This window comes from Paenibacillus shunpengii, from assembly GCF_042684905.1.
Lineage (GTDB): Bacteria > Bacillota > Bacilli > Paenibacillales > Paenibacillaceae > Paenibacillus > Paenibacillus shunpengii.
Genome location: NZ_JBHUMJ010000002.1, coordinates 2,670,553 through 2,694,722, shown reverse-complemented (window position 1 = coordinate 2,694,722; position 24,170 = coordinate 2,670,553). Strand labels below are relative to the sequence as shown.

The following is a 24,170-nucleotide window of genomic DNA, read 5'->3' as shown; positions in this document are numbered from 1 at the left end:
GAGGGTGTATCAGAAATGAACTTAATGAAGCAAAAGTGCCTTCTTCTTGCCGCCATGTTTGTAGTCTTATTTATATTGTCATCTTGTGGGGAAGAGGCAGAATCAGTTACAAATGGAGATTCCGTCTCCTTTGATGAGCTTATAACTACATTCGAATATGAAAGTGATCCCTATTATAGCGAAAAACTATCGGAATGGTCTGAGCAGAATATACCCCTAGCCAAATCTACAATTAAAATAAACGCATCTGAGCCGAAAAACGTTTCACATCCCACAGAAATATACGTGGGTGATTACGAGAATAAACAAAATGTTTTGATATGGAATAGTTCAGAAACAGGCTGGGTTGAGTATGAAGTTGATGTGCCCACAGCCGGGCTTTACGAAATCCATGCTTCTTATATACCTGTAAAGAACACAAAAGATAAAGCTCCAATTCAGTGGGATATCACCATTGACGGCACCAGACCTTTTCGAGAAGCATCCTCAGTTCACCTTTACCGAGCATGGGCAGATGAACTCCCGATTCTAAAAAATTCGGATGGTGATGAGATTCGCCCACGATCCTTCGATATATCTACTTGGAACTCCCAGCCGCTTGTCGATTCGGGAGGGGCTTATTCACAACCTTTACTGTGGGAGTTTACTTCAGGAAAACATATGATTCGATTACATGGACGTGTGCCTGTTGCCCTCGAAAGCTTACAGCTTGTGCCTCAGCAGAATATTCCCACATACGAGGAAGCCTTCGCATCCTATAACAACCAATCCACAACGAATTCGTCAGAAACAATAACAATTCAAGCAGAACAATTCACATCAAAAAACGATACCGCAATTAAAATGTATTCGGATAAAAATGACAGGACTGTACCCCGGTACACCGGCAGAATTATATACAACACTATCGGAGGACAGAGATGGCTCGAGCAGAATCAAGAGATCACTTGGACTTTTGAAGTTCCGGAAACAGGCGTGTACAAATTAGGATTTCGTGCACTACAAAATACCGTAGCCCAAAAAACATCCTTCCGAACTGTGAAAATAGATGGAAAGGTCCCTTTTGAACCTTTTCAAGCCTATGGTTTTCCGTATTCTGCATCCTGGGAAGGCATCGTATTACAAAATTCAAATAAAGATCCATATTTAGTACAACTTGAGAAAGGAGTACATACACTTTCGCTTGCAGTTACCCAGTCACCCGTCAAGCCTATCATTATCGATTTAGAGAAGCTGCTTGCTCATCTTGAAGCAATCGATTGGGATCTCAGAACAATATCTGGTAATAAAGCGAACAGCGATCGAACGCTTGATCGTAACCGAACCTGGGACATGGAGCAAGATTTTCCGGGTATGACCGAGCATATAAGGGCAGCTGCTGCGGCAATGGAAGCACTTGCTGACGACTTGGAAGGAGTTAACGGCAATAAAGATTCCGTCAGTCAAGGTTTGGATACATCAGTCAAAGATTTGCGGGCAATGCTCGGTAATCCTGAAGAAATACCATATAACGTAGATGAAATTTCCTCGATTAGAGAAAAGATAGCTACTTTTATGGATACGTTATCCAAGCAATCCTTGCAACTAGATGAGATTTACATCATTCCGGCAGATGCTTCTCCGCCTAAAATGGTGGCTGGTTGGTTTGACCGGGCTTGGGGGAGTATACAAAACTTTGGATACTCATTTGATACAAGAGACAGTCTGAACGATATGGATGATACCAAGCTAAATATTTGGGTTCAGAGGGGGCGCGATTATGTGGATCAACTACAGCAGCTTGCTGACGAATCATTCACCCCAGAGACAGGAATTGAAGTGAAAGTAAATCTTCTGCCTGATCCAGAGCTCTTGCTTATGTCCAACGCGGCAGGAGTCCAGCCAGATATTGCTTTGGGGCTGACGCAGGATTTGCCTGTCGATTATGCCATAAGAGGCTCTTTACAAGACTTGTCTGAAATGGATGGATTCCAGGAGCTATATCCTCGCTTTAGTCCAGGATCATGGCTGCCGCTACATTATAACGGAGGATATTATGGTGTTCCCGAAACGCAGTCATTTCAAGTTCTTTATTATAGAAAAGACATACTGGAACGATTGAATCTTAAGATTCCCGAAACCTGGCAGGAAGTCTATGACCTTCTACCAACGCTGCAGCAAAACTTCATGAATTTCTATGTCAATCCAAAGGAATATGCAACCTATTTCTATCAAAATGATGTTGAGTTCTACGAACCAGGAGGGCTGAAAACAGCACTTGATCAGCCTGAAGCCTACACCGCATTTAAACAATGGACAGACTTGTTTAACACCTATGCCCTTGAACGAGAAGTGCCTAGTTTTTATCAGCATTTTCGCAGTGGAACCATGCCGATTGGCATCTCTGACTACAATATGTATGTTCAGTTATCAGCAGCAGCACCTGAACTGAATGGAAGATGGGGCATTGCCCTTATTCCAGGAATAGAGCAGGAAGATGGAACGATTAGCAGATGGGCAGGTGGGGGACAACGCACAGGAGTTATTTTTAAACAATCTCAGAAGAAAGAGGAAGCATGGGAATTTATGAAATGGTGGTTATCTACCGAGGTTCAGACACAATACGGATCAGATTTGGAAGCCGTTAATGGCGTTGCTTTTCGATGGAATACGTCAAATGTGGAAGCATTTATCAATCTGCCATGGAAAAAAGAGGATGCTGAGGTCATATTGGAGCAATGGACATGGTATAAAGATATTCCTAATGTTCCAGGCGGATATTACCTGGACCGCGAGCTGAATAATGCCTGGGTGAGGTCTGTAGTCGGGACAGATAACTATATGTCTTCACTGGAGCAAACAGCTCGAGATATCAACCGTGAGCTGATTAGAAAGCAGCAGGAGTTTGGATTTGTGGATGAGCAGGGAGAGACCTTATCGGAAATTGATATTCCGGTCGTTGATCAGCCATGGACAGGAGGCTTAATCGATGTGGAGTAGGGTATGGCATTATCGTATATCATATTTGTTTATCGCTCCTTTTCTAATCTGTTTTACTCTCTTCATCGTTGTTCCGATCACGTCTGCCGTCGCCCTAAGTTTTACTTATTATAACGGCATAGAGCAACCGCGTTTTGTCGGTTGGAGTAATTTTCGATATTTGATTGCCCAGGATATGCTTTTTCTAAAATACGCATTGCCAAATACTTTTAAATTTGCAGTTATCGTCGGTCCTGGAGGATATATCGCGGCATTTCTGCTAGCCTGGCTTATCTCACGCCTGCGTGGAGGTTATCAAAAGTGGGTAGCTCTGGCCATGTATACTCCTTCGTTGACCATTGGTATTGCCATGACGATTATTTGGCTCCCGCTTCTGTCCGGTGATCGGGTAGGCTACTTGAACAGCATATTATTGAAGCTCGGTTTAATTGATGTGCCAAAATTATGGGTTACAAGTCCTGAGCTACTGATGAATTCCATGATCGTGGTTACATTATGGTCAAGCATGGGGGTGGGTTTCCTTGCGATGCTTGCCGGAATACTTAATGTGGATAAGACATTATATGAAGCTGGCCGAATTGACGGCATACGGAACCACCTTCAGGAGCTGTGGTACATTACGATTCCGTCAATGAAGCCCCAAATGCTGTTTGGTGCAGTAATGGCCATCGTCACTACTTTTAAAACGGGTTCAATCGGTGTTGAATTGTCCGGGCTTAATCCTACACCCGAGTATTCTGGACATTTGATTGTCAATCACATCAATGATTACGGATTTATCCGATTTGAGATGGGATATGCGGCAACCGTTTCCGTATTTCTTCTAATATTAATGTATTTTGCGAATAAGCTCAGCTGGGGATTGTTTGGCACAAAGGAGGAGTAAACACTGAAGTCGTCGGGATTAGTGAAAAGAGTCCTTTTCAATGTGTTCATGTTGATTCTGTCAGTCTTAATGCTGCTGCCTATTATATATATTTTTAATCATGCATTTAAGCCCTATCATGAGCTGTTCGTTTATCCGCCAACCTTTTTCGTTAAAGAGCCTAATATTCAAAACTTTGTGGAACTTATCTGGGTTACGTCTAACTCCATCGTTCCTATTTCGCGATACTTGTTTAACAGCTTGTTTGTGTCGTTGATTAGCGTAATGGGTATTACCATAGTCAGTGTTTTGTGTGCTTATCCCTTGTCGAAGCATGCATTTCCCGGTAAAAAGTGGATATTTTCTCTCATTATTCTCATGTTGATGTTTACCCCTGAAGTTATTCAAATTCCCCGATATTTGGTTGTAAGCAATCTTGGTATTTTGAATTCGTATTGGGGGCACTTACTGCCCATGCTTGCACTGCCAGTCGGTGTATTTTTACTTAAGCAATTTATAGATCAAATTCCGGATACACTCCTGGAGGCGTCGCGTATAGACGGTGCTAATGAATTCATTGTGCTTGTAAAAATTATTATACCCATGTGTATGCCTGCGCTTGCTACCGTTGCCATTCTATCCTTCCAAAACTCATGGAGTAATGTGGAAACGTCAGCTTTATTTATGCAGGACGATGAGATGAAGACATTTCCTTTTTTTCTTTCTACATTAACAAGCAACCTGGCAAATAATGTTGCACGTCAGGGAGCTGCAGCTGTGGCTGCATTGATCCTGCTCGTACCTAATCTAATCTTCTTTGTTATTCTTCAAAGTAAGGTCATCTCTACAATGGCACATTCGGGTATCAAATAGATGGAGGAAACAGAATGAAAAGCAGGTTCCGGCGAACTTTTCCGTTGTTACTTGTCATCATGGCGCTGATGTCAGGTGTGCTGCCAGCAACTAACATAGATGCTTCCCAGTTGCCGTATGACACATATTACAAAGATGGTTTTGGTCAATTAATACAAACTCAGGCAGCCTATTTGCCTTCAGAAATTATAGGGTACGATATGGAAGTTACGGCGGAGAAAGACATTGATAACCAGGAGACTGAAATAAGGCAGCTTCATCAGCCGAAAGATCTTTTTGTTGATAAGAAGGATCATATGTATATTGCCGATACAGGAAACAATCGGATTGTAGAGCTTGATGATCAAGGTGTTTTTATTCGAGAGTTGGTTGTTGCTGAGAGTCCTCTAAATAAACCGAGCGGTTTATACGTTGATGAAGCAGGCTTTATCTATGTTGCGGACACAGGGAATAATCGAGTTATTAAGCTTGATGCGAGAGGAAAGCTGGTTAAAGAATTTCCTCGCCCTGAAACGGAATATTTGCCGGAAGACTATAAATACGATCCAGTCAATTTGATTGTAGATAAGCGTGGATTTTTGTATATTACATCGCTTGGCGCTTATCAAGGATTGCTGGAATTAGATCCGGATGGAAACTTTATTGGATTTTTTGGACCCAACAAAGCAGAGTTTTCGCTATTTGATGCTTTTAAGCGATTTGTATATACCCGCGAAATGTATCAAAGAGAATTGAAAAAACTGCCCGGTGCTATTGCAAATGCGACAATTGATAACAATGGATTCATATACACAGTAACGAAAGAGATAGAAACCGATCAAATAAAAAAGTTGAATATTGCGGGTCTGGATCAGCTAGCAGGAAAGGGGGATTTTTCCCACCTCCAAAGTGAGCGTAGTTACGGGGAGTTTCATCAGCATACGCAAAGAGATGCTCTGCCCCAATTAAATGATATTACAGTTGATGCATCAGGAAACATGACAGTTATTGATGGGCTTTGGAATATGATCAGCCAATATGACTCCAACGGAAATTTGTTGTTCTTTTGGGGAGGAGATGTAATTACGGCAACCTCAAAAATAGGTGTTGTCAAATCCCCATCGGCCATTGCTACGAATTCGAACGGAGAGCTGCTTGTTCTGGACAGTACAAATAACTTGATCCAAAAGCTACGATTATCTGAGTTTGGCCATTTGGTTCATGAAGCAAATGCGCTGACTCAGGAAGGAAAATATGAGGAAAGCGAACCCTTATGGGAGGAGGTACACCGTTTAAATGAGCAGTACACCCCTGCACTAATCGGATTGGCGAAAGCAGCATACAAGAAAGAGGAATACAAGAGAGCAGAGGAACTTTTTTATGCCGCAGGAGTTGTCGGAGGTTATTCGGAATCCTTCTGGGAGAATCGCTTGGTATGGTTCCAGAAGCATTTTGGCCTGTTGATGAACCTGGCATTGGCAGCGGGTATTCTATATCTGGCATGGGCAAGACTACGTGGCAAACTTCGGCCCAAAAGTGGATTTGGCTTTCGATTTAAAATTCGCTTTCCGCTGCTTAACCAATTAAGACATGTATTTTATGTAATGAAACACCCGGTAGATGGTTTCTATGCCATTCGATATGAAAGCAAGGCAAGTTTCGCAGGCAGTCTAATCTTGCTTGTCCTCTCAGTTGCTTCCTTAGGTTACATGAGCGCAGGTACCAGCTTTGTCTTCAATCCAGAAATTCAAGCAGGGATTGATTTAATACCTCCGTTGATTCAGTTTGTAGGCTTATGGCTGGGATGGGTTGTTTCGAATTATTTAGTCAGCTCATTGTTAAGAGGAGAAGGGAGATTCAGAGACGTATTTAATAGCAGCACTTACGTCCTATTTCCGATTATTCTAATCGGTATACCCTTAACTTTACTTTCCAATGTACTTACTTTAAATGAATTATCCATTTATCAATTTTTGAAGTTTACGATAATCATATGGATTGTATTATTAACCGTTTGGATGGTGCAAGGGGTACATAATTATACCTTTGTTGAAGCCTTGTTCGTTATTTTACTGTCTGTTTTGACGCTGCTCATTATCGTCATTCTTATCTTTTTGTTTCTTAGTCTCAGTATCGAGCTCGTAAACTTTATAAATTCCTTGTATCAAGAGGTGATTATCCGATGAAAAGGCGTGTCGTTTCCTATCCCACTATTGCTAAAGCATCAATTATATCGCTGCTCCTCATCATGATCGGATGGATTCTCTGGCAAATATGGGGCTTTGACGGAAATGATCAAGCTGTCGAAGTGTCAGCTACTGAACAGTTCAGTGGATATAGTGGTCCGCTTTATAAAGCGGTGCTTCCATCGGAAGAGGCATTTCAGACGATGGCCGAAAACAATCAATTGAAACTAACAGCAGATCGCTCAACAGGCCATTTTCAAATCATCGATAAACTGACGGGCGACATCTGGCGCTCCTATCCAAATCCGGAGCACTGGCAGAAGGAAACCGCAACGGGAACTTGGAAAAATCATCTGCTTTCGCCTATTCTGATTGAATATGTCAATGCCAGCAATTATAAATCTGCTTCGGTTACGGCGGGACTTGTTGAAAATGGAGGCTATTTGGAGGAGTTTCAATTAAAGGGTGATGGCTTTAAAGTCACCTTTGCGTTTCCCAAAGCACAATTTAAGATTCCAATTGAAGTAACGCTTCATGAAGACTATGTGGAAACCAAACTAATGGATGATGGCATTATTGAAGGGGAGCTTAGTTTATTGAATGTTAAATTATACCCGTTATTTGGAGCAGAACCCTCACAAGGACAAGAAGGGTATATTATGCTTCCAGACGGTTCTGGTTCGCTAATTCACTTTGATCAAAATAGAATTATGCCGCAGCTTACTTATAATGAAAGCGTGTATGGTCCAGATCAATCCTACTATAGCGAAAATACAAATCGACAGCGTATTGCTATGCCGGTATTTGGAATGAAATCAGGTGAACAGGCATTTCTCGCTATTGTCAGTGAAGGGGAGTATTATGCCAACATATACGCTGCTCCCGGAGGGTCAGTTGGCAGCTCGAACTGGGTTACAACAGAATGGCAGTACCGAAAACGATTCTTTCAAAGCGTTAGCAGAAGTACAGGAGAGGGGTTCTATACTTACAGTGGAGAAGCGTTTGAAGCAGCAAGCAGATCAGCAAGATATTACCCACTTACGGGTGATAAGAGTAATTATGCCGGTATGGCTGAAAAGTACCGAGACTATTTGATGTCGGAGAAGGGGATTGAACCATTACAGACGGCAGCAGGACAAGATATCCCGCTATTTCTCGACATAGTTGGAGCAGATGCGGAGAAGGGACTTTTATTTGATTCTTATCTGAAGGTCACGACTACGGACGAAGCGACAAAGCTAGTTAACGATATCCATGCCCTCGGAATTTCAAACATGCAGGTTCAATACTCCGGATGGCAGCAGGAAGGGTATAGTTCACACGGTGATTATTTTCCAGTGGATAGGCGCATCGGAGGAAACAGTGGAATGAGAAGTTTTATAGAGTTTGCTCATTCGTTAAACATCCCTGTATATTTGACAGCTAACTATACAAGGAATACCGATGGAAATGGGGGATTTTGGTGGAGAAGGGACGGACTTCGGAATCTTGCCGGTACGGTACTCGAAGAGCAGGAGAGAGGAGAAGAGCAAAAAATCAGGTTCGTAAGCCCGGAGTATTACGAAAAAGAAGTATATTCTGATCTCGCTGATTTTAAAGAGCTTGGTGCAGACGGTATCTATTTTGAGAACGGGATCGGTGAACAGGTTAATACAGATTTTAATACTAGGTACATGGCGGACAGATCAGAGGTGGTAGAAATCCAGAAAAATATTTTTAAGCAAACTAAGGAAACGTTGGGGTCTGTTATTGGAAGTAACTCAAACTTCTATCTATTAGATCAATCCGATCATGTTCATCTGCTATCAAGCGATTATTCCTATGACGTATTCGTAAGTGAATCCATTCCTTTTGCTCAAATCGTACTTCACGGTCTTCGTTCGTACACTTTAGAGTGGTCCAACACAAGAGATGAATGGCAAAGTGGATTTCTTCAAAATATGGAGTACGGCGCATATCCATCCTACATTCTAAGCGGAACTAATGCTGAAAATACGCGGCAGTCGTATTCGCTTTGGCAGTATAGTTTGAAATATGACAACTGGACGGAGCATATTAACTCAGAGTATCAAAAATTGAATGAGGCACTAAAGGAAGTTCAGAATCGCTTTATTACCGGACACCGTACTTTGGCTTCGGGAGTGAAAGAAACCGTATATGAGGGTGGTTACCGAATTCTCGTAAACTATAACGATAAGCCCTATGACAGCCAGGATGTGTATATTCCTGCTCAGGATTTTATTGTTGAGAAAAGCGGGGATTCCATATGAAACGTGGGCATAGACTGAATGCACACCTATTGAGAAAAATAGAGGGGACTTTATTTATAGCACCCTGGGTGGTAGGTTTCTTGACCTTTGTTGCATTTCCGCTGGGCTATTCACTCTACATGAGTTTTCATCAAGTGAAAATCGGAGTAAACAAGGTAGAATATTCGTTCATCGGTTTTCAGCATTATAGAGAGATTTTGGTTGCGAATGGGAGCCTGCTTTATGAACAACTGCTTCCTTTTCTAAAGGAAGCAGCGATGATGATTCCAATTATATTGGTATTCTCGTTAATTGTTGCCATTCTACTGAATGCCAAATTTCCAGGCAGAACCTTATTCAGGGTTATATTCTTTTTGCCCGTCATTTTCTCCTCAGGTCAAATCGTTCAGGAATTCATAGCTCAAGGAGAGGGTTCACTCAGTATGATGGAGACGCTGCGTATTGATTACTACTTAAGGGAATACGTTCCGGCAGCGTGGGCAGAACCCATTGAGAATGTTCTCTCTTCCTTTGTACTTGTATTATGGTATTCGGGTGTTCAAATCCTGATTTTTCTGGCAGGACGTCAAACCCTCCCTGCTTCTGTCTATGAAGCTTCTCGTATTGACGGTTCAAGTCCTTGGAACACCTTCTGGAAGATTACTCTTCCCGGACTAGTCCCGTATATTTTCCTCAATTTGATGTATACAGTTGTTGATTTGTTTACTTTTCCTTCTAACCCAATAATCAGCATGGTCAACACAACGAATTATGGGAGCTCTAGCGCTCTCGCATGGATCTATTTCTCGATCATCTTATTCTTTGTTCTATTGACACTACTTACATTTAGTCGTGTTGATAAAGCATTCGCGGGCAAAAGATAACACAAGGGAGGTGCTGCAAAAGTGAAGATTGAAAGAAAACCGGGCGGAATTACACTGAACAAATTATCGGAGAACAGTTGGCATATCCGTAAGCAACATTGGAAATACCGGATACTTGGTACCGAAATGGATAAAGGACTTCTCTTTAAAGCCATTATCTACATTATATTAATAAATATCGCCTTTATTTATATCAAACCCATTCTATATATGCTAACAACAATGGTAAAAGACGCTAAAAACATTTTAGATCCCTCTGTTATTTGGGTGCCGCGCTCTATTTTTCTCGGGCATTTGCAGGAAGCCAGCGAAATGCTGAATTATGGGAAAAGCTTTCTCATCAGCCTTTCCTTAGCCTCGGCAGTAGCAATCCTTCAGGTATTTTCCTGCGCAATGGCAGGATATGCTTTTGCGAGGCTTGATTTTCCTTTTAAAAAATTATGGGGAACACTATTATTGTTTACTTTCATTATGCCTCCTCAAGTCACCATACTTCCCTCCATTATGCTCTTTAAGGAGTTTGGATGGATGAACACCTTCTTGCCCATGGTTATACCAGCTCTGTTTGGTCACGGCTTGAAGGGAGCGCTGTTTGTAATCATTTATCGATCCTTTTATTCCACGCTGCCGAAGGAGCTTGATGAAGCTGCGCGCATAGACGGTGCAGGTCCTTTCCGGATGTTTTTCCGTGTGATGTTTCCGATCTCCCGTTCTGCAACGATCGTGGTTATTCTGTTCTCCTTTGTATGGAACTGGAATGATTTTTATTTTCCGTCACTTTATATGTTTACTGCGGAGAACGTCCCGCTCTCGATTACACTTGCCAGAATGGCTGGTGAGATGGAACTAGCAGCAGGTGCTGGGGAAATTACAGTCTATGCAGAAGCCATTAAAATGGCAGCTTCTTTCCTCATTATTATGCCGCTTCTTGTTCTTTATTTGTTTGCCCAGCGTTGGTTTATTGAAGGAGTAGAAAGAACTGGGCTCGTTGAATAGCTGAGCAACAAGAGATACGTATGAGCTCGTATGTGCAGGAGTTCAGTAAATACTGATGATCCAATTGACAGAAATAGATAACAGTGATAAATTCATACAAATCATTGTATTCACATCAGAATAATAAAATTAATCGACCGGACGACCGGAGATTGCCCTACTAGGCAACTCCGGTTATTTGTGTTTGTGGCTAAAAAACAAGAAAGAGGTGTGTCTAATGACGAAAAAGAATGAGCGAAAGGTACATCTAAATGTATTTCTAAGGGCAACAGGCCATCACGCAGGAGCTTGGCGACATCCTGATTCGCGTCCTGACCTGGAACTTGATATTCATTATCTTGCATATCTTGCCCAAACAGCAGAGAGAGGAAAGCTAGATTCGGTGTTTTTAGCAGATGGGTATGCAGGGAATGGCAGCAAACTTGAACCGTTCACTCAGTTGGCCGCAATAGCCTCTGTAACAGAACATATTGGTCTTATTGCAACCGTTGGAACGGTATACAATGACCCTTTTCATGTAGCCAGACAGTTTGCTTCACTGGACCATATCAGCGGAGGAAGAGCTGGCTGGAATATAGTTACAGGAGCAGGCTCTGCAGCTCATAATTTCGGAAGAGATGCGCATCCGGAGCATTCCATCCGCTATCATACCGGCGAAGAGTTCGTCGAGGTGGTCAAGCAGCTCTGGGACAGCTGGGAAGATGATGCTCTGATCTTTGATAAAGCAGGAGGCAGGCTAATTGATTCGAATAAGGTGCACGAAATCCATTTCAAGGGACATACCTATGCTGTTCAGGGACCGCTTAATATACCTCGTCCCCCACAAGGATACCCTGTTCTTGTTCAGGCAGGCTCCTCTGAGCGTGGTAAAGAGCTAGCAGCAAAGACAGCGGAAGTCATCTTTACAGCACAACAGACATTCGATGCAGGAAAGAATTTCTATTTTGATGTTAAATCTCGATTAGCTAAGTACGGCAGAACAAATGATGAACTCATCATTTTACCCGGCCTTGCACCCATCGTGGCAGATACTGAAGCTGAAGCTCGTGAGCTGGAAACGGAGCTGCATTCTCTAGTTGATACTGAACAGGCACTGAATGCACTGTCCGAGCGATTTACAGTTAACCTGAACAATTATGATTTAGATGATAGGGTACCGCTTGATAAAGCTAAACCTTCTGAAGAATTTAATGGAATTCGCAGTCGCCAGGAAGTGGTGCTGGATGCAGCTCGTCGTGAGAATTTTACAATACGAGAGCTCTTATATCGAAGCAATGGAGGGCATGGTCATATCACGTTTACAGGATCGGTAATTCAGACGGCTGATTTTATTGAGAACTGGTTTACTAATCACGCAGCAGATGGATTTAACATTTTACCGCAGCTTGTTCCGACAGGATTAGAGGTTTTTGTTGATAAAGTAATTCCCGAACTCCAGAACCGAGGTATATTTCGCACCGAATACGAAGGGAAGACATTGAGGGAAAGTCTTGGTTTAAAACGAATTGAAAATGTCCGGTATATACAGAATCGTTAGTTATTACGGAGGTGAAAGCATAAGTGAGAAATATGTATTTCATTGGAATCATTGTTGTCCTAGTGTTGTTAACAGGGTGCAGTGGAGGCCAGCAATCTGGTCAAGAAGAATCGTTAAACCCAGGGGCAAATGCATCATCCAGCCAACTAGGTGAGTTTAAGAAGCTCGGGGACGAACCGCTTACTCTTTCTTTTTACGTTAGCGGAGCAACATTTACGGATGTCGAATTCGAAACAATGATTGCCGGACCCATCCATGCTAAATATCCGAATGTCAACATCGAACGCATAACTCCTGCTGCTGACACAACCCCTGAAGAAGTCCTCTCTACTCATGTGCCCGATATTATATTTTCAAGTGTATCGCAGCGGCTTGTTCGGACAGGGGTTTTCGAAGATTTGACCGGATTGATAAAAAAGCATCAATTTGATGAGAGTCGTCTTAAACCGATTGCTTACAATTATATTAAGGAAATAACCAAAGGCAAGGGAGATCAGATTTACGCTCTGCCTTTTAACGTAAACCAGCATATTCTCTATTACAACAAGGATATCTTCGACAAGTTTGGAGTGGCCTATCCAACGGATGAGCAAATGACTTGGGATGAGGCGCTTGATTTAGCAAAGCAGCTAACGCGTACCGAGAACGGCACTAACTATGTAGGCCTTGTCGTAGACAACTTGACTGGACTTGCGAAATCTCTTGGTCTTCCTTATCTGGATCGGGAAACAGGGCAGGCAGCTATAGATACGGCGGACTGGGTCAGAGTATTTGAAAAACTGAAGGAAATCTATGAAATACCAGGATATATCGCACAGGATGGTACATGGAACTGGAATCGCGATCACTTTATGAAGGATCAGAACATTGCAATGCGGGCAGCATGGCTTGCTAATATGGTTGGACCCCTTGAAGAATTAAGACAGCAAGGAGTCGAGTTCAACTGGGATATTGCTCCTGTTCCGAATTTCAGCGATCAATTAGGAAAAACAAGAGAAGCACAGATCCATTCTGTGTCTATCAATAGCCAAAGCGAACATAAGGATGAAGCTTTTCAAGTTCTTGCTGAATTGCTCTCTGATGAAGGGCAGCGGATTATTGCGAGAAATGGGCGTGTGCCGTCCATTATTAACCCAGAGCTGGAAACAGAGTTCGGAGCGGACATCCCCGTATTGCAAGGAAAATCTGTTCAAAATGTTTTCATAGGTGAGCCGATTCAAGAACACTATCAGCACCCATTCGAGCCCGAAATCAGCGTCCGTCTTACAGAGGCAGCGGAGGATATGGCTATTAATGGATTAGATGTGAACTCTGCGATCCGAAAAGCGACGGAAGCGATCAATAGGGATGTTGAAACACTAAAGACAACGATTGGACAATAGAAAAAAGAAGGAGGAATAGCAATGAACACAAGTGCACGCCAATTGCATTTAAATGCTTTCTTGTACGGAACGGGGCACCACGAAGCTTCCTGGCGTCTTCCGCAGGCAGAACCGGAGCTTAACCTGGACTTTAATCACATACTCAAAATAGTACAAACAGCCGAGAAAGGTTTGATGGATTCAGTCTTTCTTGCAGATGGTTATGTCGGACGATCAAACAAATTAGAGCCCTTTACGGAGCTCGCTGCGCTGGCTAGCCGAACCAAGCATATTGGTTTGATTGCAACGGTTGGAACGACATATAATGATCCTTTTCATGTCGCGAGGAAATTTGCCTCATTGGACCATATTAGTAAAGGTAGAGCCGGTTGGAATATTGTCACCGGTGCCGGCTCAGCAGCTCATAATTTCGGAAGGGAAGAGCATCCGGAGCACTCACTTAGGTACGAAGAGGCGGATGAATTTGTAGACGTAGTGAAGAAGCTCTGGGACAGCTGGGAGGATGATGCAGTAAGGAATGATAAAGTGGCTGGGCAGCTTATAGACAAGAATAAAGTGCACACGATCGATCATCAGGGAAAGTATTATTCCGTTCAGGGACCTTTAAACATCGCGCGTCCTCCGCAAGGATATCCTGTGCTTGTACAGGCAGGATCCTCAGAAGCGGGTAAAGAGTTTGCAGCCAAAATAGCAGAAGTCATATTTACTGCACATCAAAGTATCGGCAGTGCTCAGCAATTCTATGCCGACGTCAAATCTAGGCTCTTTAAGTATGGAAGATCACCAGATGAGCTCAAAATTCTTCCGGGCATTAGCCCAATTATAGCGGAAACCGAGTCCGAGGCGAGAGATATAGAGGAAGCCCTATTTAATTTTATTGACAAGGAAGGGGCTGTGGCTAGACTTTCTGAAAGGCTGGGCATCGATTTAACAGATCATCCGCTGGATTCTCCTCTTCCTATACATCGCCTGCGAGAAACTAAAGAAGTGAATGGTAATAAAAGCCGCCATCAATTGATACTGGATTTAATCAACGAAGAACGGTTGACATTAAAGCAACTTATCAGCCGTCTTGGAGGGGCCAGAGGGCATTATACATTTACAGGCACTCCATTACAGCTTGCTGATGTGATTGAAACTTGGTTTTTAAATGGAGCCGCTGACGGGTTTAATGTTATGCCCCAAATTTACCCAGATGGGTTGGAAGTATTTGTAGATCAAGTTATTCCTGAATTGCAGAACAGGGGCTTATTTAGGAATTCGTATGAAGGAAACACCTTAAGAGACCGCTTTGGGCTTCGGCGTCCGCAAAACAGCTTAAGTTATCGGCAAATTTCAAGTATTACTAATACGCAGAATATCTAAGGAGAGAATATTACAATGAGTAAATACAGATTATGGATGACGATTGCACTAGTGTTAACACTCCTTACTGCATGCACTGGCAACGAGTCCGGCGGAGCTGCTCAAGGAAGTTCGGTAACCTCCCCATCTGGGGAATCCGGTGAGCAGACGGGTAACTTTAAAAAACTTGGTGATGAACCAATTACATTATCCTTTTACAGCACAAGTGGAACATTCCCTGATGTCGAGTTTAATACTCTAATAGCGGACCCCATCAAAGAGAAGTATCCTAATGTAACAATTGAAAGAATAACACCGGCCGCGACTACGACGCCGGAAGAGGTACTTTCAACACATGTTCCTGATATTATCTACTCCTCGTCATCTTCCCATCAAAGAATTATTCGCACAGGCGCATATGAAGATCTTCGCCAGTTGATCGAACGCCATCAGTTTGACGATTCCCGAATTAAACCCATTTTGTATGACTATATCAAGGAAATGAGCAAGGGTGAGGAGATCTATGCGATTCCATTTAACGCCAATCAGCATGTGCTTTACTATAACAAAGATATATTTGATAAGTTCGGTGTCGAGTACCCAAGCAATGAACAAATGACATGGGACGAAGTGTTGGAAATCGCCGAGAAGTTGACGCGTACAGAAAACGGAGTTAACTATATCGGACTTTCCGTTGACAATTTGACAGGGCTTGCTAAGGGGCTTGGATTGCCGTATGTGGATAAGGAGACTGGGAATGCTGCTTTAGATACTCCGGAATGGCACCGTATATTTGAACTCAATAAACGGATATTTGATATACAAGGATATGTAACTCCTGATGGAACATGGAATTGGGGCCGCGATCAATTTATGAAGGATCAGGTGATTGCGATGCGTGTGACTTGGCTGGCTAACATGGTTGGTCCCTTGGAGGAGCTTAGACAGCAAGGTGTAGAGTTCAATTGGGACATTGCGCCTGCACCGAACTTTGAAGATCAATTAGGTAAAACCAGGGAAGCGCAAATTCATTCTCTATCCGTTAACAGCCAAAGTGAGTACAAAGATGAGGCTTTTCAAGTTATTTCAGAGATTTTGTCGGATGAAGGACAACGCATCCTTGCCCGTAATGGCCGGGTCCCTGCCATTATAAACGAAGAGTTAGAGTCGGAATATGGTCTTGATATTCCTGTCTTGCAAGGGAAAACAGTAGAAAACGTGTTTATTGGCGAACCCCTGCAGGAACATTATATTCATCCATATGAGCTGGAAATCACTCAGCGCTTAACAGAGGCTGCAGAGGATATGGCTGTGAAAGGACTTGATGTTAATTCAGCTATACGGAAAGCAACGGATGCCATTAACAAAGATGTGGAGACACTGCGGACAACACTCGGAGACTTGTAACCATATAATGGGCCGCCTCCTTTCGTCTTCCTCAAATCAGGAGGCGGCCAAAAATGGTAGGGTTACTAGAGTCTTTCACTTCGATATTTAGTTTTCTCTGATAGGTAAGAAATTATAGAGGTACATGCAGCTCGGATTCCAGCGACAAAGCCGAATGCAGGTCCGTGGGAATGACTTGCCAATGGACCAGCAAAGAATAAGCCGGGAACATTAGATTCGAACCTCTCATTTAATATAGGAAAACGATGAGTGAAAGGGTCTTTTTCGACAAGATGCAGAAGATTCGGGGATAGAAAAGGAAGTTTTTCTACATTTATTTGGTAGCCTGTTGCGGCAATAATTTGATCATAGCTTCGCTCATTACCATTTGAAAAACTAAGAACTGCTTGGTTATCTAGAATGTCGGTTCTTACAATTTGCGATGCTGGGAACATTGTAATCTTCCCTTCGACAAATGGCTTTAAAAAATACGCTACACTGCTCTTTCGAGGCCTTTTCCATATATCTTGCTTTTGGTGATCAGAATATAAATAAAATTGCTTAGCCGAATCAATTAATTTTTGGCCGGAAATGAAGTTGTCTTCTTCAGAATAGTTAGGAGCATTTGATCTGAAAATCAGTTCAACATCACTTCCGGCAAGATGTAATAACGCTGCAGCTTCCCAGGCACTTTGTCCACTGCCTATTACGGCGGTTTTGTGGCCTTTATAGGCTGAAAAGTCTGTCTTACCGTATGTGTGTGAGATCCTTGAATCAGGGAGGGAGGAGAGAGGGGCTGGAATAAACGAGAAGTGCTGAAGACCCGTTGCGATAATAACATGCTCTGAAGACCATTCTTTACCTGATTCCCCTGTGACTTTATATTGCTCACCGTTATAGCTGACATCAGCAGCAAGTTCACACGTAATTGAAATAGCAGTTTGTTGTGCAAACCAGAATGCATAATCTACAAATACAGGGCGAGGAAGCGGTGAAGGAAGAGGTGTATTTGTAGCCTCAGAAAATTTCTGAATAGTGAATAACTCTCGAGGATCTGACAAGCTGACAAACTGGGGATTTGTGCGGATAAACATCGATTGCGGCATCTGCTCTTTCCAAAAATGCATTGGCAGTCCCAAAAGAACATAAGAAAGACCTTCGGCTTCTGCATGGGCAGCAAGGGAAAGACCGTATGGTCCTGCACCAATGATAATTAGCTCTGTCATAAGTTATTCTCCTTATGCATTTGATAGATTACTTTATATCTGTATTATATATTCATAATATTGGAATACAAGTAAAATTATATATAATTTAGTTGACAACAACATTTATAAATGGTAGATTTGGTTTGTAAATCAAATTAAATCACTAGGATTTATTGGTTAATTAGGCTACCGGACAACCGGAGACACTTTGGTCAGAGTGTCTTCGGTTTTTTTTATATCCATCTACAGGAGGAGAAATGCTTAATGAACGAAACGATAACGTTGTTAAAGTCCCATCGTTCGATTCGGAGATTTAAAGACGTACCACTAGAGGAGGGTCATTTGCATGAAATTTTGACAGCTGCCCAAGCAGCATCGACTTCATCCAATATTCAAGCTTATAGTGCCGTTATCGTTAGGGACAAAGAAAGAAAAAGCAGATTAGGTGAACTGGCAGAAAATCAACAACAAGTTGAAGAAAGTCCATTGTTTCTCATCTGGTTGGCTGATCTAAACAAGATTAGTAAAGCTATTCAACTTCATGAATCTGCAGAGCTTAAACAGAACACGGAACTGTTCATACTAGCAACGGTAGACGCTACTCTAGCTGCACAAAATGCTGCTGTAGCAGCGGAGTCCTTAGGTTACGGAATCGTTTATATAGGAGGTATTCGTAATCGACCGCAGGAAGTGAGTGATTTACTGGCACTTCCAGACCTGGTTTATCCCGTATTTGGGATGTGTATCGGTGTGCCGAACCAAGAGCCTGACATTAGACCAAGACTTCCTTTTGATGCTGTTTTTTATGAGGAGTTGTATCAAAGCGATAAACTTTCGACATACATTCAGGATTATGACGAAATCACTTCTCGTTACTATGCGACACGCAAGGGCGGCGGTAAAGGCGGTGAGACGAACACCAGATGGTCTAAGGAGATGCTTAAAAGATTTAACGGAGAGCGACATCGTGAGCATATGTATGATTTTCTGAAAAGACGAGGATTTGATTTGACATGACCAAATAATTAGTAATTCGATTACCACTGATTACAGAAACAACGTCTGATTACGAACGGAAAGAGGTTATAGCAAATGAGTAGTTTAACCGGTAAAAAGGCACATTTTAACGTATTCCTTCGAGGTTCAGGCCACCATTCAGCCGCTTGGAAGCATCCGGATTCTGCTCCCCAAGAGGACCTTAGCTTGGAATACTACGTCGAAATTGCAAGGATAGCAGAACGTGGTTTATTTGACTCTTTATTCACAGCTGATAATTACTCTGGTCTTGGAAGAAGGCTTGAGCCGTTCACCTTATTATCTGCACTTGCTGCATTAACAGAGCGGGTAGGTCTAATAGCGACTGTAAGCACGACTTATAATGATCCTTATCACGTTGCCCGTAAGTTTGCCTCATTAGATCACATCAGTAAAGGTCGAGCCGCTTGGAATATTGTAACCGGACATTCTCAAGCAGACGCTGAAAATTTTGGTAGAGATGAGCACCCTGACGTCGAAAAAAGGTATGAAATTGGCAATGAATTTGTTGAGATCACAAAGCAGCTATGGGACAGCTGGGAGGAAGACGCCTTAATTTATGACAAGGTGAAGGGTGTGTCTATCGATACAAACAAAGTCCACGAAATTAAATTTAGAGGTCAATATCATGCTGTAAAAGGGCCTCTTAATATCCCGAGACCACCGCAAGGCTACCCCGTATTGGTTCAGGCAGGTTCATCGGAGGGAGGAAGAGAACTGGCTGCAAAGACCGCAGAAGTCATTTTCACAGCCCAACAGACTCTTGGGGCTGCTCAAGAGTTCTATACCGATGTCAAATCCCGATTGAGTAAGTATGGAAGGAGTCCCCATGAACTCCTTATTATGCCTGGGCTTAGTCCGATTGTTGCAGATACAGAAGCTGAAGCTAGAGAGATTGAAGAAGAATTTAACGGTTTGCTGAATACGAAGGCTGCTCTAAAGAGGCTATCCAGTTATTTTGAAGTTGATCTCTCCGAGTATTCGCTCGATGCACCTGTTCCGGTTGATAAAGCTAAGCCGTTTGGGTCAATAAAGTCAGGCATTACAAGCAGGCAAGAGGTTGTTGTTGACGCTGCGCGCAGAGACCAAATGACCATTCGCCAATTCATCGCCAGAAGCGCAGCTGGTCATGGCCATGTATCCTTTACAGGCTCCGTATTACAGACTGCTGATTTCATTGAGACATGGATCAAGGAGAATGGAGCAGATGGGTTTAATATCCTGCCTCATATCTATTTTGGAGGATTGGAAACGTTTGTGAATAAAGTGATTCCAGAACTGCAGAACCGTGGTTTATTCCGTACTGAATATGAAGGAAAGACTTTACGTGAAAATCTTGGTTTATCAAGACCTGAGAATAAAAATAGAGCTATATGGGCGAAGACACAACAGAAAGAAAAACTTGAAACATATGCAGATTAATAATCAAATCTATTAAATCTGGAGGATACGAGATGTCTATACAATATCGTCAATTAGGAGCAAGCGGCTTAAGAGTCAGCGAAATCAGCCTAGGGAGCTGGCTCACATACGGAGGATATGTAGAACGTGAAAATGCGGTCAACTCCATTCGCAAAGCGTATGAATTAGGCATTAACTTTTTTGATACTGCAAACGTATATGCGAAGGGAGAAGCTGAGAAAGTCGTTGGGGAAACGCTTAAGGACTATGCCCGGGAATCATATGTACTGGCTACGAAAGTATTTGGTAAGATCGGTGATGGACCCAACGATCGCGGCTTATCCCGTAAACATGTGATTGAATCTGCTAATGCAAGTCTTAAAAGACTGGGTCTCGAATATGTTGATATTCTGTACAGTCATCGGTTTGATAATCATACACCTCTGGAAGAAACGCTCCGTGCATTCGATGATCTGGTTCATCAGGGGAAGGTGCTATATATAGGAGTCAGTGAGTGGTCCGCTGCTCAAATTACTGAAGCCTTTGCAATCGCAGATAAATACTTGCTCGATCGGATTATCGTAAATCAGCCAATATACAATCTGTTTGAGAGATATATTGAGAAAGAAATCATTCCGCTTGGGAAACAGAAGGGATTTGGTCAGGTTGTCTTCTCTCCATTAGCGCAAGGTCTTTTGACAGGGAAGTACACCGTCGGAGGACATGTTCCATCAAATTCAAGGGCGGCAAAACATGAGAATTTCAAAGATAAGATAACAAGTGAAAAGCTAGAAAAGGTATCCCAGCTGAAAGAGATAGCGGATGAACTTGGAATAACTTTAAGTCAATTATCACTTGCATGGATTCTGCGTGAGCAAAATGTCTCGAGTGCACTCATTGGAGCAAGTCGTCCTGAGCAAGTAGAGGAGAATGTTAAGGCTTCGGGGATAACTTTGGACGAGGCAATAGAAAAACGCATCACTGACGTGATTCAGAACACCACGCTATTAGTTTAATTAGTCGAACTTTTTATTTAGTAAATGAGAAATAGTGATCATTAAGGAGCAGGACAGCAATCATAGTAAAAACTGAATGTATAAAAAGAGTACTTACTGTATAGTAAGTACTCTTTTTATATGTAATTTGTGTATTTCATTATAAGGTTCCATTTGCTGATAGCAAGGAGATTAAGTAATTGATAGGTGCAGTTATATGTTTATTTTTAGATAACAAAATTTGAGAGTAGAATGGCTGGATTGCACCATGTTTAATCGAAAAACCAGATACAGATTGCTTAGAGAGCTGTTCGGCAACAGCAATTTTGGGAATCATGGCAATACCCATTCCAAAAATTACGCATTGTTTAATACCTTCGATACTTCCCATCTCAGACACCGTTTCATAGGATACCCCATGTTCGTTCATGGATCGTTCCAGTGCTTCTCTGTATGTGCATCCTTTTTCCGTAAAAATGAAAGGGCTGTTATTCAGCTCATGAATGGATACATCATCCCTTCCGCTCAGCGGGTGGTTATTAGGGCAAATGAATACGAGCTCCTCATTACGAATAGATAGAGATCTTAAATCTGGTGCCGATATCGGCGTATTCAGAACGATCGCCATATCGATTTCGTTGTTTTTTAACTTGCGAATATTCTCTTCGTCGGACGTGGGGAAAAAAGTGACATTCAGCTTGGGATATTTCTTGCGGAACATTTGAAAGTAGGGAGGGAGCAGAAATGCGGCAAGCGTTTCCGTCGTTCCTATCCTCAAATCTACCGATGAATCAGGAATGAATAAATTTTCGGCCCCCATGTACCCTTCCACAATCTTATCTGCGTAAGTAAGCAACCTGGATCCATGATCGGTCAGTTTCAATTTGTTGCTGTTTCTTTCAAACAGCTTTGTTCCGAAATGATTTTCAAGTTTCTTAATTTGAACGCTGACTGTGGGCTGCGCATAATTCAGCTGCTCAGCTGCTTTTGTCAAGCTCTGACAGCGTGCGGCTTCACGGAAAGTAATAAAGTACTGGATGTCCATGATATTCCCCCATAGGTGAAGTATTAAACTTTGTAATAGAGTCTATTACGATCCTTAGATATGAGTTCTATTAAGCTCATGATATATTATAAACAATTCCAAGCGGAATACTATAGTATATTGGACAATTCAACGACTAAGGAGTGAAATTTGTACATGAAACATTATTCTCAATGGGCCTCCCGTGGGTTAATTACAGTTCTCATTCTTATTCTTACTGCTTGCAGTAGTACCCCAGAATCAACGGGTCACCAATCTTCAGAACAGGAAACCGAGGAAACAACACCCGTCTCGGGAGGTACACTCGACATCGCATATCCCGCCAATCCAGCTACACTCGATCCTCATTTGACGACCAATCAAGCTACAAGGGATGTTTCTCGTAATATTTATGAGCAGCTATTGACGTTGAATAAAAACTATGAGGTCGTGCCTCAGCTCGCTGAATCCTACGAGATTAGTGAGGACGGTAAAACCTACACCTTCCATTTGCGCCAAGGTGTTACTTTTCATAATGGGAAAGAAATGAAAGCAGAAGATGTGGTCGCTTCCATGGAAAAGTGGCTGTCAACTTCGACCCAAGGACAGGCTAATCTGCAAGGAGCACAATTTTCGGAAGTGGATGATTATACGGTGAAGCTAACACTGGAGAAACCTTCTCTTGTCGGATCCTACATCCTTGCTGACACCTCTCCGTTTCCCGGAATCATGCCCAAAGAGGTCATTGACACCGCAGGTCCAGAGGGAGTTAAGGAGTTCATTGGAACGGGACCTTACAAACTGGAGGAGTGGAACACGGACCAATATGTGCATCTGAATAAATTTTTGGACTACGCGGGGGAGGAAACCGAATCGAATGGGCTCAGCGGCAAGAAAAACGCATATTTAGACGAGATTTACTTCCGTTATGTAACGGATGAATCAACAAGAGTTGCTGGGATTATGACTGGTGAATACGACGTGGCGTTCGGCATTCCTTTTGATAACGCGGATCAAATTGAAGGGACGGACGGCGTAAGCAATTATTTCAGCGAAGGCGGTATAGTGACATATGTATTCAACAAGAAGGCAGGTCCATTCTCGGATCAGAAGTTAAGACAAGCATTCAACACAGCCTTGAATTATGACGAGGCTCTTACGGCTGCATACAGTGACAGTCGTTTTTACGAACTGGATTCGTCGCTTGCGCTAACCTCCCAGACGGATTGGTACAGTGATGCAGGTGCGGAACAATATAATGTGAATGATATCGAGAAAGCGAAACAACTAGTGGAAGAATCAAATTATGACGGTGAAGAAGTAGTGATCCTTACGACTCGTGATTATCCTGAACAGTATAATTTGGCGGTTGTCGCACAAGAAGTGCTTAAGTCTATCGGAGTCAATGCGAAGCTGGACGTCTATGATTGGCCTACAGTTCAGGAACGCCGGACAGACGAGAACAACTTTGATCTGTTCGCGGTGAGCTTTGCTACTCGTGCGACCATTCATCAATACCCGTTCTTGGAATCAAGTGCAAATTATCCAGGTTGGACAGACAGTCCTGAGATTGACAATTTGCTGGGTGAAATTCAGGCTGCCGCATCGATAGAAGAAGCAAAACCGCTCGTTGAACAGCTGAACGAGAAGAACTGGGAGTACCTCCCGATCATCAAGCTCGGCAACATCCAGAACTTAATTGCTGTTCGGGATAACGTTAAAGGCTTTGACGATCTCGTAGGACCTATATTATGGAACGTTTCACTTGACGAATAAGACCTGATTATGTGATCTGTCTATCAAAAAAGGTAGGCAGTTCACTATAAATACGGTATTCAAAGGAGTTA

General features: G+C 42.6%; 17 protein-coding genes. 15 read left to right on the top strand and 2 right to left on the bottom strand.

Annotation, left to right across the window (positions count from 1 at the left end; all coding sequences use genetic code 11):
- The first annotated feature begins 15 nt into the window (after positions 1-15).
- From ACFSVM_RS12585 to ACFSVM_RS12535, 11 genes are all read left to right on the top strand, one after another.
- Positions 16-2,979: an extracellular solute-binding protein gene (locus ACFSVM_RS12585; RefSeq protein ID WP_379262468.1), complete on the top strand. Its 2,964-nt coding sequence runs from the start codon at positions 16-18 to the stop codon at positions 2,977-2,979.
- Positions 2,969-3,865 carry a carbohydrate ABC transporter permease gene (locus ACFSVM_RS12580; RefSeq protein WP_076313612.1) on the top strand — a complete coding sequence of 299 codons (897 nt, stop codon included), beginning with the start codon at positions 2,969-2,971 and terminating at the stop codon, positions 3,863-3,865. Before ACFSVM_RS12585 ends, ACFSVM_RS12580 begins: the two co-directional genes overlap by 11 nt.
- A gap of 48 nt (positions 3,866-3,913) precedes the next feature.
- Complete coding sequence (locus ACFSVM_RS12575; RefSeq protein WP_083655967.1) at positions 3,914-4,717, top strand: carbohydrate ABC transporter permease; 804 nt, start codon at positions 3,914-3,916, stop codon at positions 4,715-4,717.
- A 14-nt stretch (positions 4,718-4,731) separates the two neighbouring features.
- Positions 4,732-6,882, top strand: coding sequence for a YIP1 family protein (locus ACFSVM_RS12570; protein WP_076313614.1), 2,151 nt, complete (start codon positions 4,732-4,734; stop codon positions 6,880-6,882).
- Positions 6,879-9,152 carry a DUF5696 domain-containing protein gene (locus tag ACFSVM_RS12565; RefSeq protein WP_076313615.1) on the top strand — a complete coding sequence of 758 codons (2,274 nt, stop codon included), beginning with the start codon at positions 6,879-6,881 and terminating at the stop codon, positions 9,150-9,152. Before ACFSVM_RS12570 ends, ACFSVM_RS12565 begins: the two co-directional genes overlap by 4 nt.
- The gene (locus tag ACFSVM_RS12560; protein ID WP_076313616.1) at positions 9,149-10,015 is read left to right on the top strand and encodes a carbohydrate ABC transporter permease; all 867 of its coding nucleotides are present in this window, start codon (positions 9,149-9,151) and stop codon (positions 10,013-10,015) included. The genes ACFSVM_RS12565 and ACFSVM_RS12560 overlap by 4 nt, the downstream gene beginning before the upstream one ends.
- Before the next feature lie 21 nt (positions 10,016-10,036).
- On the top strand, positions 10,037-11,011 hold the full coding sequence (locus ACFSVM_RS12555; protein WP_256702882.1) for a carbohydrate ABC transporter permease: 975 nt from the start codon (positions 10,037-10,039) through the stop codon (positions 11,009-11,011).
- Positions 11,012-11,228: 217 nt separating this feature from the next.
- On the top strand, positions 11,229-12,548 hold the full coding sequence (locus ACFSVM_RS12550) for an LLM class flavin-dependent oxidoreductase (RefSeq protein ID WP_379262465.1): 1,320 nt from the start codon (positions 11,229-11,231) through the stop codon (positions 12,546-12,548).
- 32 nt (positions 12,549-12,580) lie between these two features.
- On the top strand, positions 12,581-13,930 hold the full coding sequence (locus ACFSVM_RS12545) for an ABC transporter substrate-binding protein (protein WP_379262995.1): 1,350 nt from the start codon (positions 12,581-12,583) through the stop codon (positions 13,928-13,930).
- A 21-nt stretch (positions 13,931-13,951) separates the two neighbouring features.
- Positions 13,952-15,295 carry an LLM class flavin-dependent oxidoreductase gene (locus ACFSVM_RS12540; RefSeq protein ID WP_076313618.1) on the top strand — a complete coding sequence of 448 codons (1,344 nt, stop codon included), beginning with the start codon at positions 13,952-13,954 and terminating at the stop codon, positions 15,293-15,295.
- A 15-nt stretch (positions 15,296-15,310) separates the two neighbouring features.
- The gene (locus ACFSVM_RS12535; protein ID WP_076313619.1) at positions 15,311-16,681 is read left to right on the top strand and encodes an ABC transporter substrate-binding protein; all 1,371 of its coding nucleotides are present in this window, start codon (positions 15,311-15,313) and stop codon (positions 16,679-16,681) included.
- A gap of 65 nt (positions 16,682-16,746) precedes the next feature.
- On the opposite strand, the gene ACFSVM_RS12530 is transcribed toward ACFSVM_RS12535, so the two are convergent.
- Positions 16,747-17,886 carry an NAD(P)-binding domain-containing protein gene (locus tag ACFSVM_RS12530; RefSeq protein ID WP_379262462.1) on the bottom strand — a complete coding sequence of 380 codons (1,140 nt, stop codon included), beginning with the start codon at positions 17,884-17,886 and terminating at the stop codon, positions 16,747-16,749.
- A gap of 246 nt (positions 17,887-18,132) precedes the next feature.
- Here ACFSVM_RS12530 and nfsA point away from each other — a divergent pair, with 246 nt between their 5' ends.
- The 3 genes from nfsA to ACFSVM_RS12515 all read left to right on the top strand — a co-directional run bounded on the left by nfsA (position 18,133) and on the right by ACFSVM_RS12515 (position 21,320).
- Positions 18,133-18,885 carry an oxygen-insensitive NADPH nitroreductase gene (gene nfsA / locus ACFSVM_RS12525; protein WP_379262460.1) on the top strand — a complete coding sequence of 251 codons (753 nt, stop codon included), beginning with the start codon at positions 18,133-18,135 and terminating at the stop codon, positions 18,883-18,885.
- Positions 18,886-18,960: 75 nt separating this feature from the next.
- Positions 18,961-20,325 (top strand): LLM class flavin-dependent oxidoreductase, encoded by a 1,365-nt coding sequence (locus ACFSVM_RS12520; RefSeq protein ID WP_379262458.1) that lies wholly within the window; start codon positions 18,961-18,963, stop codon positions 20,323-20,325.
- A 32-nt stretch (positions 20,326-20,357) separates the two neighbouring features.
- A complete protein-coding gene (locus ACFSVM_RS12515; protein ID WP_379262456.1) occupies positions 20,358-21,320 on the top strand; it encodes an aldo/keto reductase family protein in 963 nt (320 codons plus the stop codon).
- A gap of 139 nt (positions 21,321-21,459) precedes the next feature.
- Here ACFSVM_RS12515 and ACFSVM_RS12510 read toward each other — a convergent pair whose 3' ends face one another.
- Positions 21,460-22,344, bottom strand: coding sequence for a LysR family transcriptional regulator (locus ACFSVM_RS12510; protein ID WP_076313623.1), 885 nt, complete (start codon positions 22,342-22,344; stop codon positions 21,460-21,462).
- Positions 22,345-22,500: 156 nt separating this feature from the next.
- On the opposite strand from ACFSVM_RS12510, the gene ACFSVM_RS12505 reads away from it, so the two are divergent.
- Positions 22,501-24,099 (top strand): ABC transporter substrate-binding protein, encoded by a 1,599-nt coding sequence (locus ACFSVM_RS12505; protein WP_076313624.1) that lies wholly within the window; start codon positions 22,501-22,503, stop codon positions 24,097-24,099.
- Positions 24,100-24,170: the final 71 nt, after the last annotated feature.

Coding starts and splice junctions, on each gene's coding strand:
- ACFSVM_RS12585 (WP_379262468.1), top strand. CDS start 16: ATGAACTTAATGAAGCAAAAGTGCCTTCTTCTTGCCGCCATGTTTGTA.
- ACFSVM_RS12580 (WP_076313612.1), top strand. CDS start 2,969: ATGTGGAGTAGGGTATGGCATTATCGTATATCATATTTGTTTATCGCT.
- ACFSVM_RS12575 (WP_083655967.1), top strand. CDS start 3,914: ATGTTGATTCTGTCAGTCTTAATGCTGCTGCCTATTATATATATTTTT.
- ACFSVM_RS12570 (WP_076313614.1), top strand. CDS start 4,732: ATGAAAAGCAGGTTCCGGCGAACTTTTCCGTTGTTACTTGTCATCATG.
- ACFSVM_RS12565 (WP_076313615.1), top strand. CDS start 6,879: ATGAAAAGGCGTGTCGTTTCCTATCCCACTATTGCTAAAGCATCAATT.
- ACFSVM_RS12560 (WP_076313616.1), top strand. CDS start 9,149: ATGAAACGTGGGCATAGACTGAATGCACACCTATTGAGAAAAATAGAG.
- ACFSVM_RS12550 (WP_379262465.1), top strand. CDS start 11,229: ATGACGAAAAAGAATGAGCGAAAGGTACATCTAAATGTATTTCTAAGG.
- ACFSVM_RS12545 (WP_379262995.1), top strand. CDS start 12,581: ATGTATTTCATTGGAATCATTGTTGTCCTAGTGTTGTTAACAGGGTGC.
- ACFSVM_RS12540 (WP_076313618.1), top strand. CDS start 13,952: ATGAACACAAGTGCACGCCAATTGCATTTAAATGCTTTCTTGTACGGA.
- ACFSVM_RS12535 (WP_076313619.1), top strand. CDS start 15,311: ATGAGTAAATACAGATTATGGATGACGATTGCACTAGTGTTAACACTC.
- ACFSVM_RS12530 (WP_379262462.1), bottom strand. CDS start 17,886: ATGACAGAGCTAATTATCATTGGTGCAGGACCATACGGTCTTTCCCTT.
- nfsA (WP_379262460.1), top strand. CDS start 18,133: ATGAACGAAACGATAACGTTGTTAAAGTCCCATCGTTCGATTCGGAGA.
- ACFSVM_RS12520 (WP_379262458.1), top strand. CDS start 18,961: ATGAGTAGTTTAACCGGTAAAAAGGCACATTTTAACGTATTCCTTCGA.
- ACFSVM_RS12515 (WP_379262456.1), top strand. CDS start 20,358: ATGTCTATACAATATCGTCAATTAGGAGCAAGCGGCTTAAGAGTCAGC.
- ACFSVM_RS12510 (WP_076313623.1), bottom strand. CDS start 22,344: ATGGACATCCAGTACTTTATTACTTTCCGTGAAGCCGCACGCTGTCAG.
- ACFSVM_RS12505 (WP_076313624.1), top strand. CDS start 22,501: ATGAAACATTATTCTCAATGGGCCTCCCGTGGGTTAATTACAGTTCTC.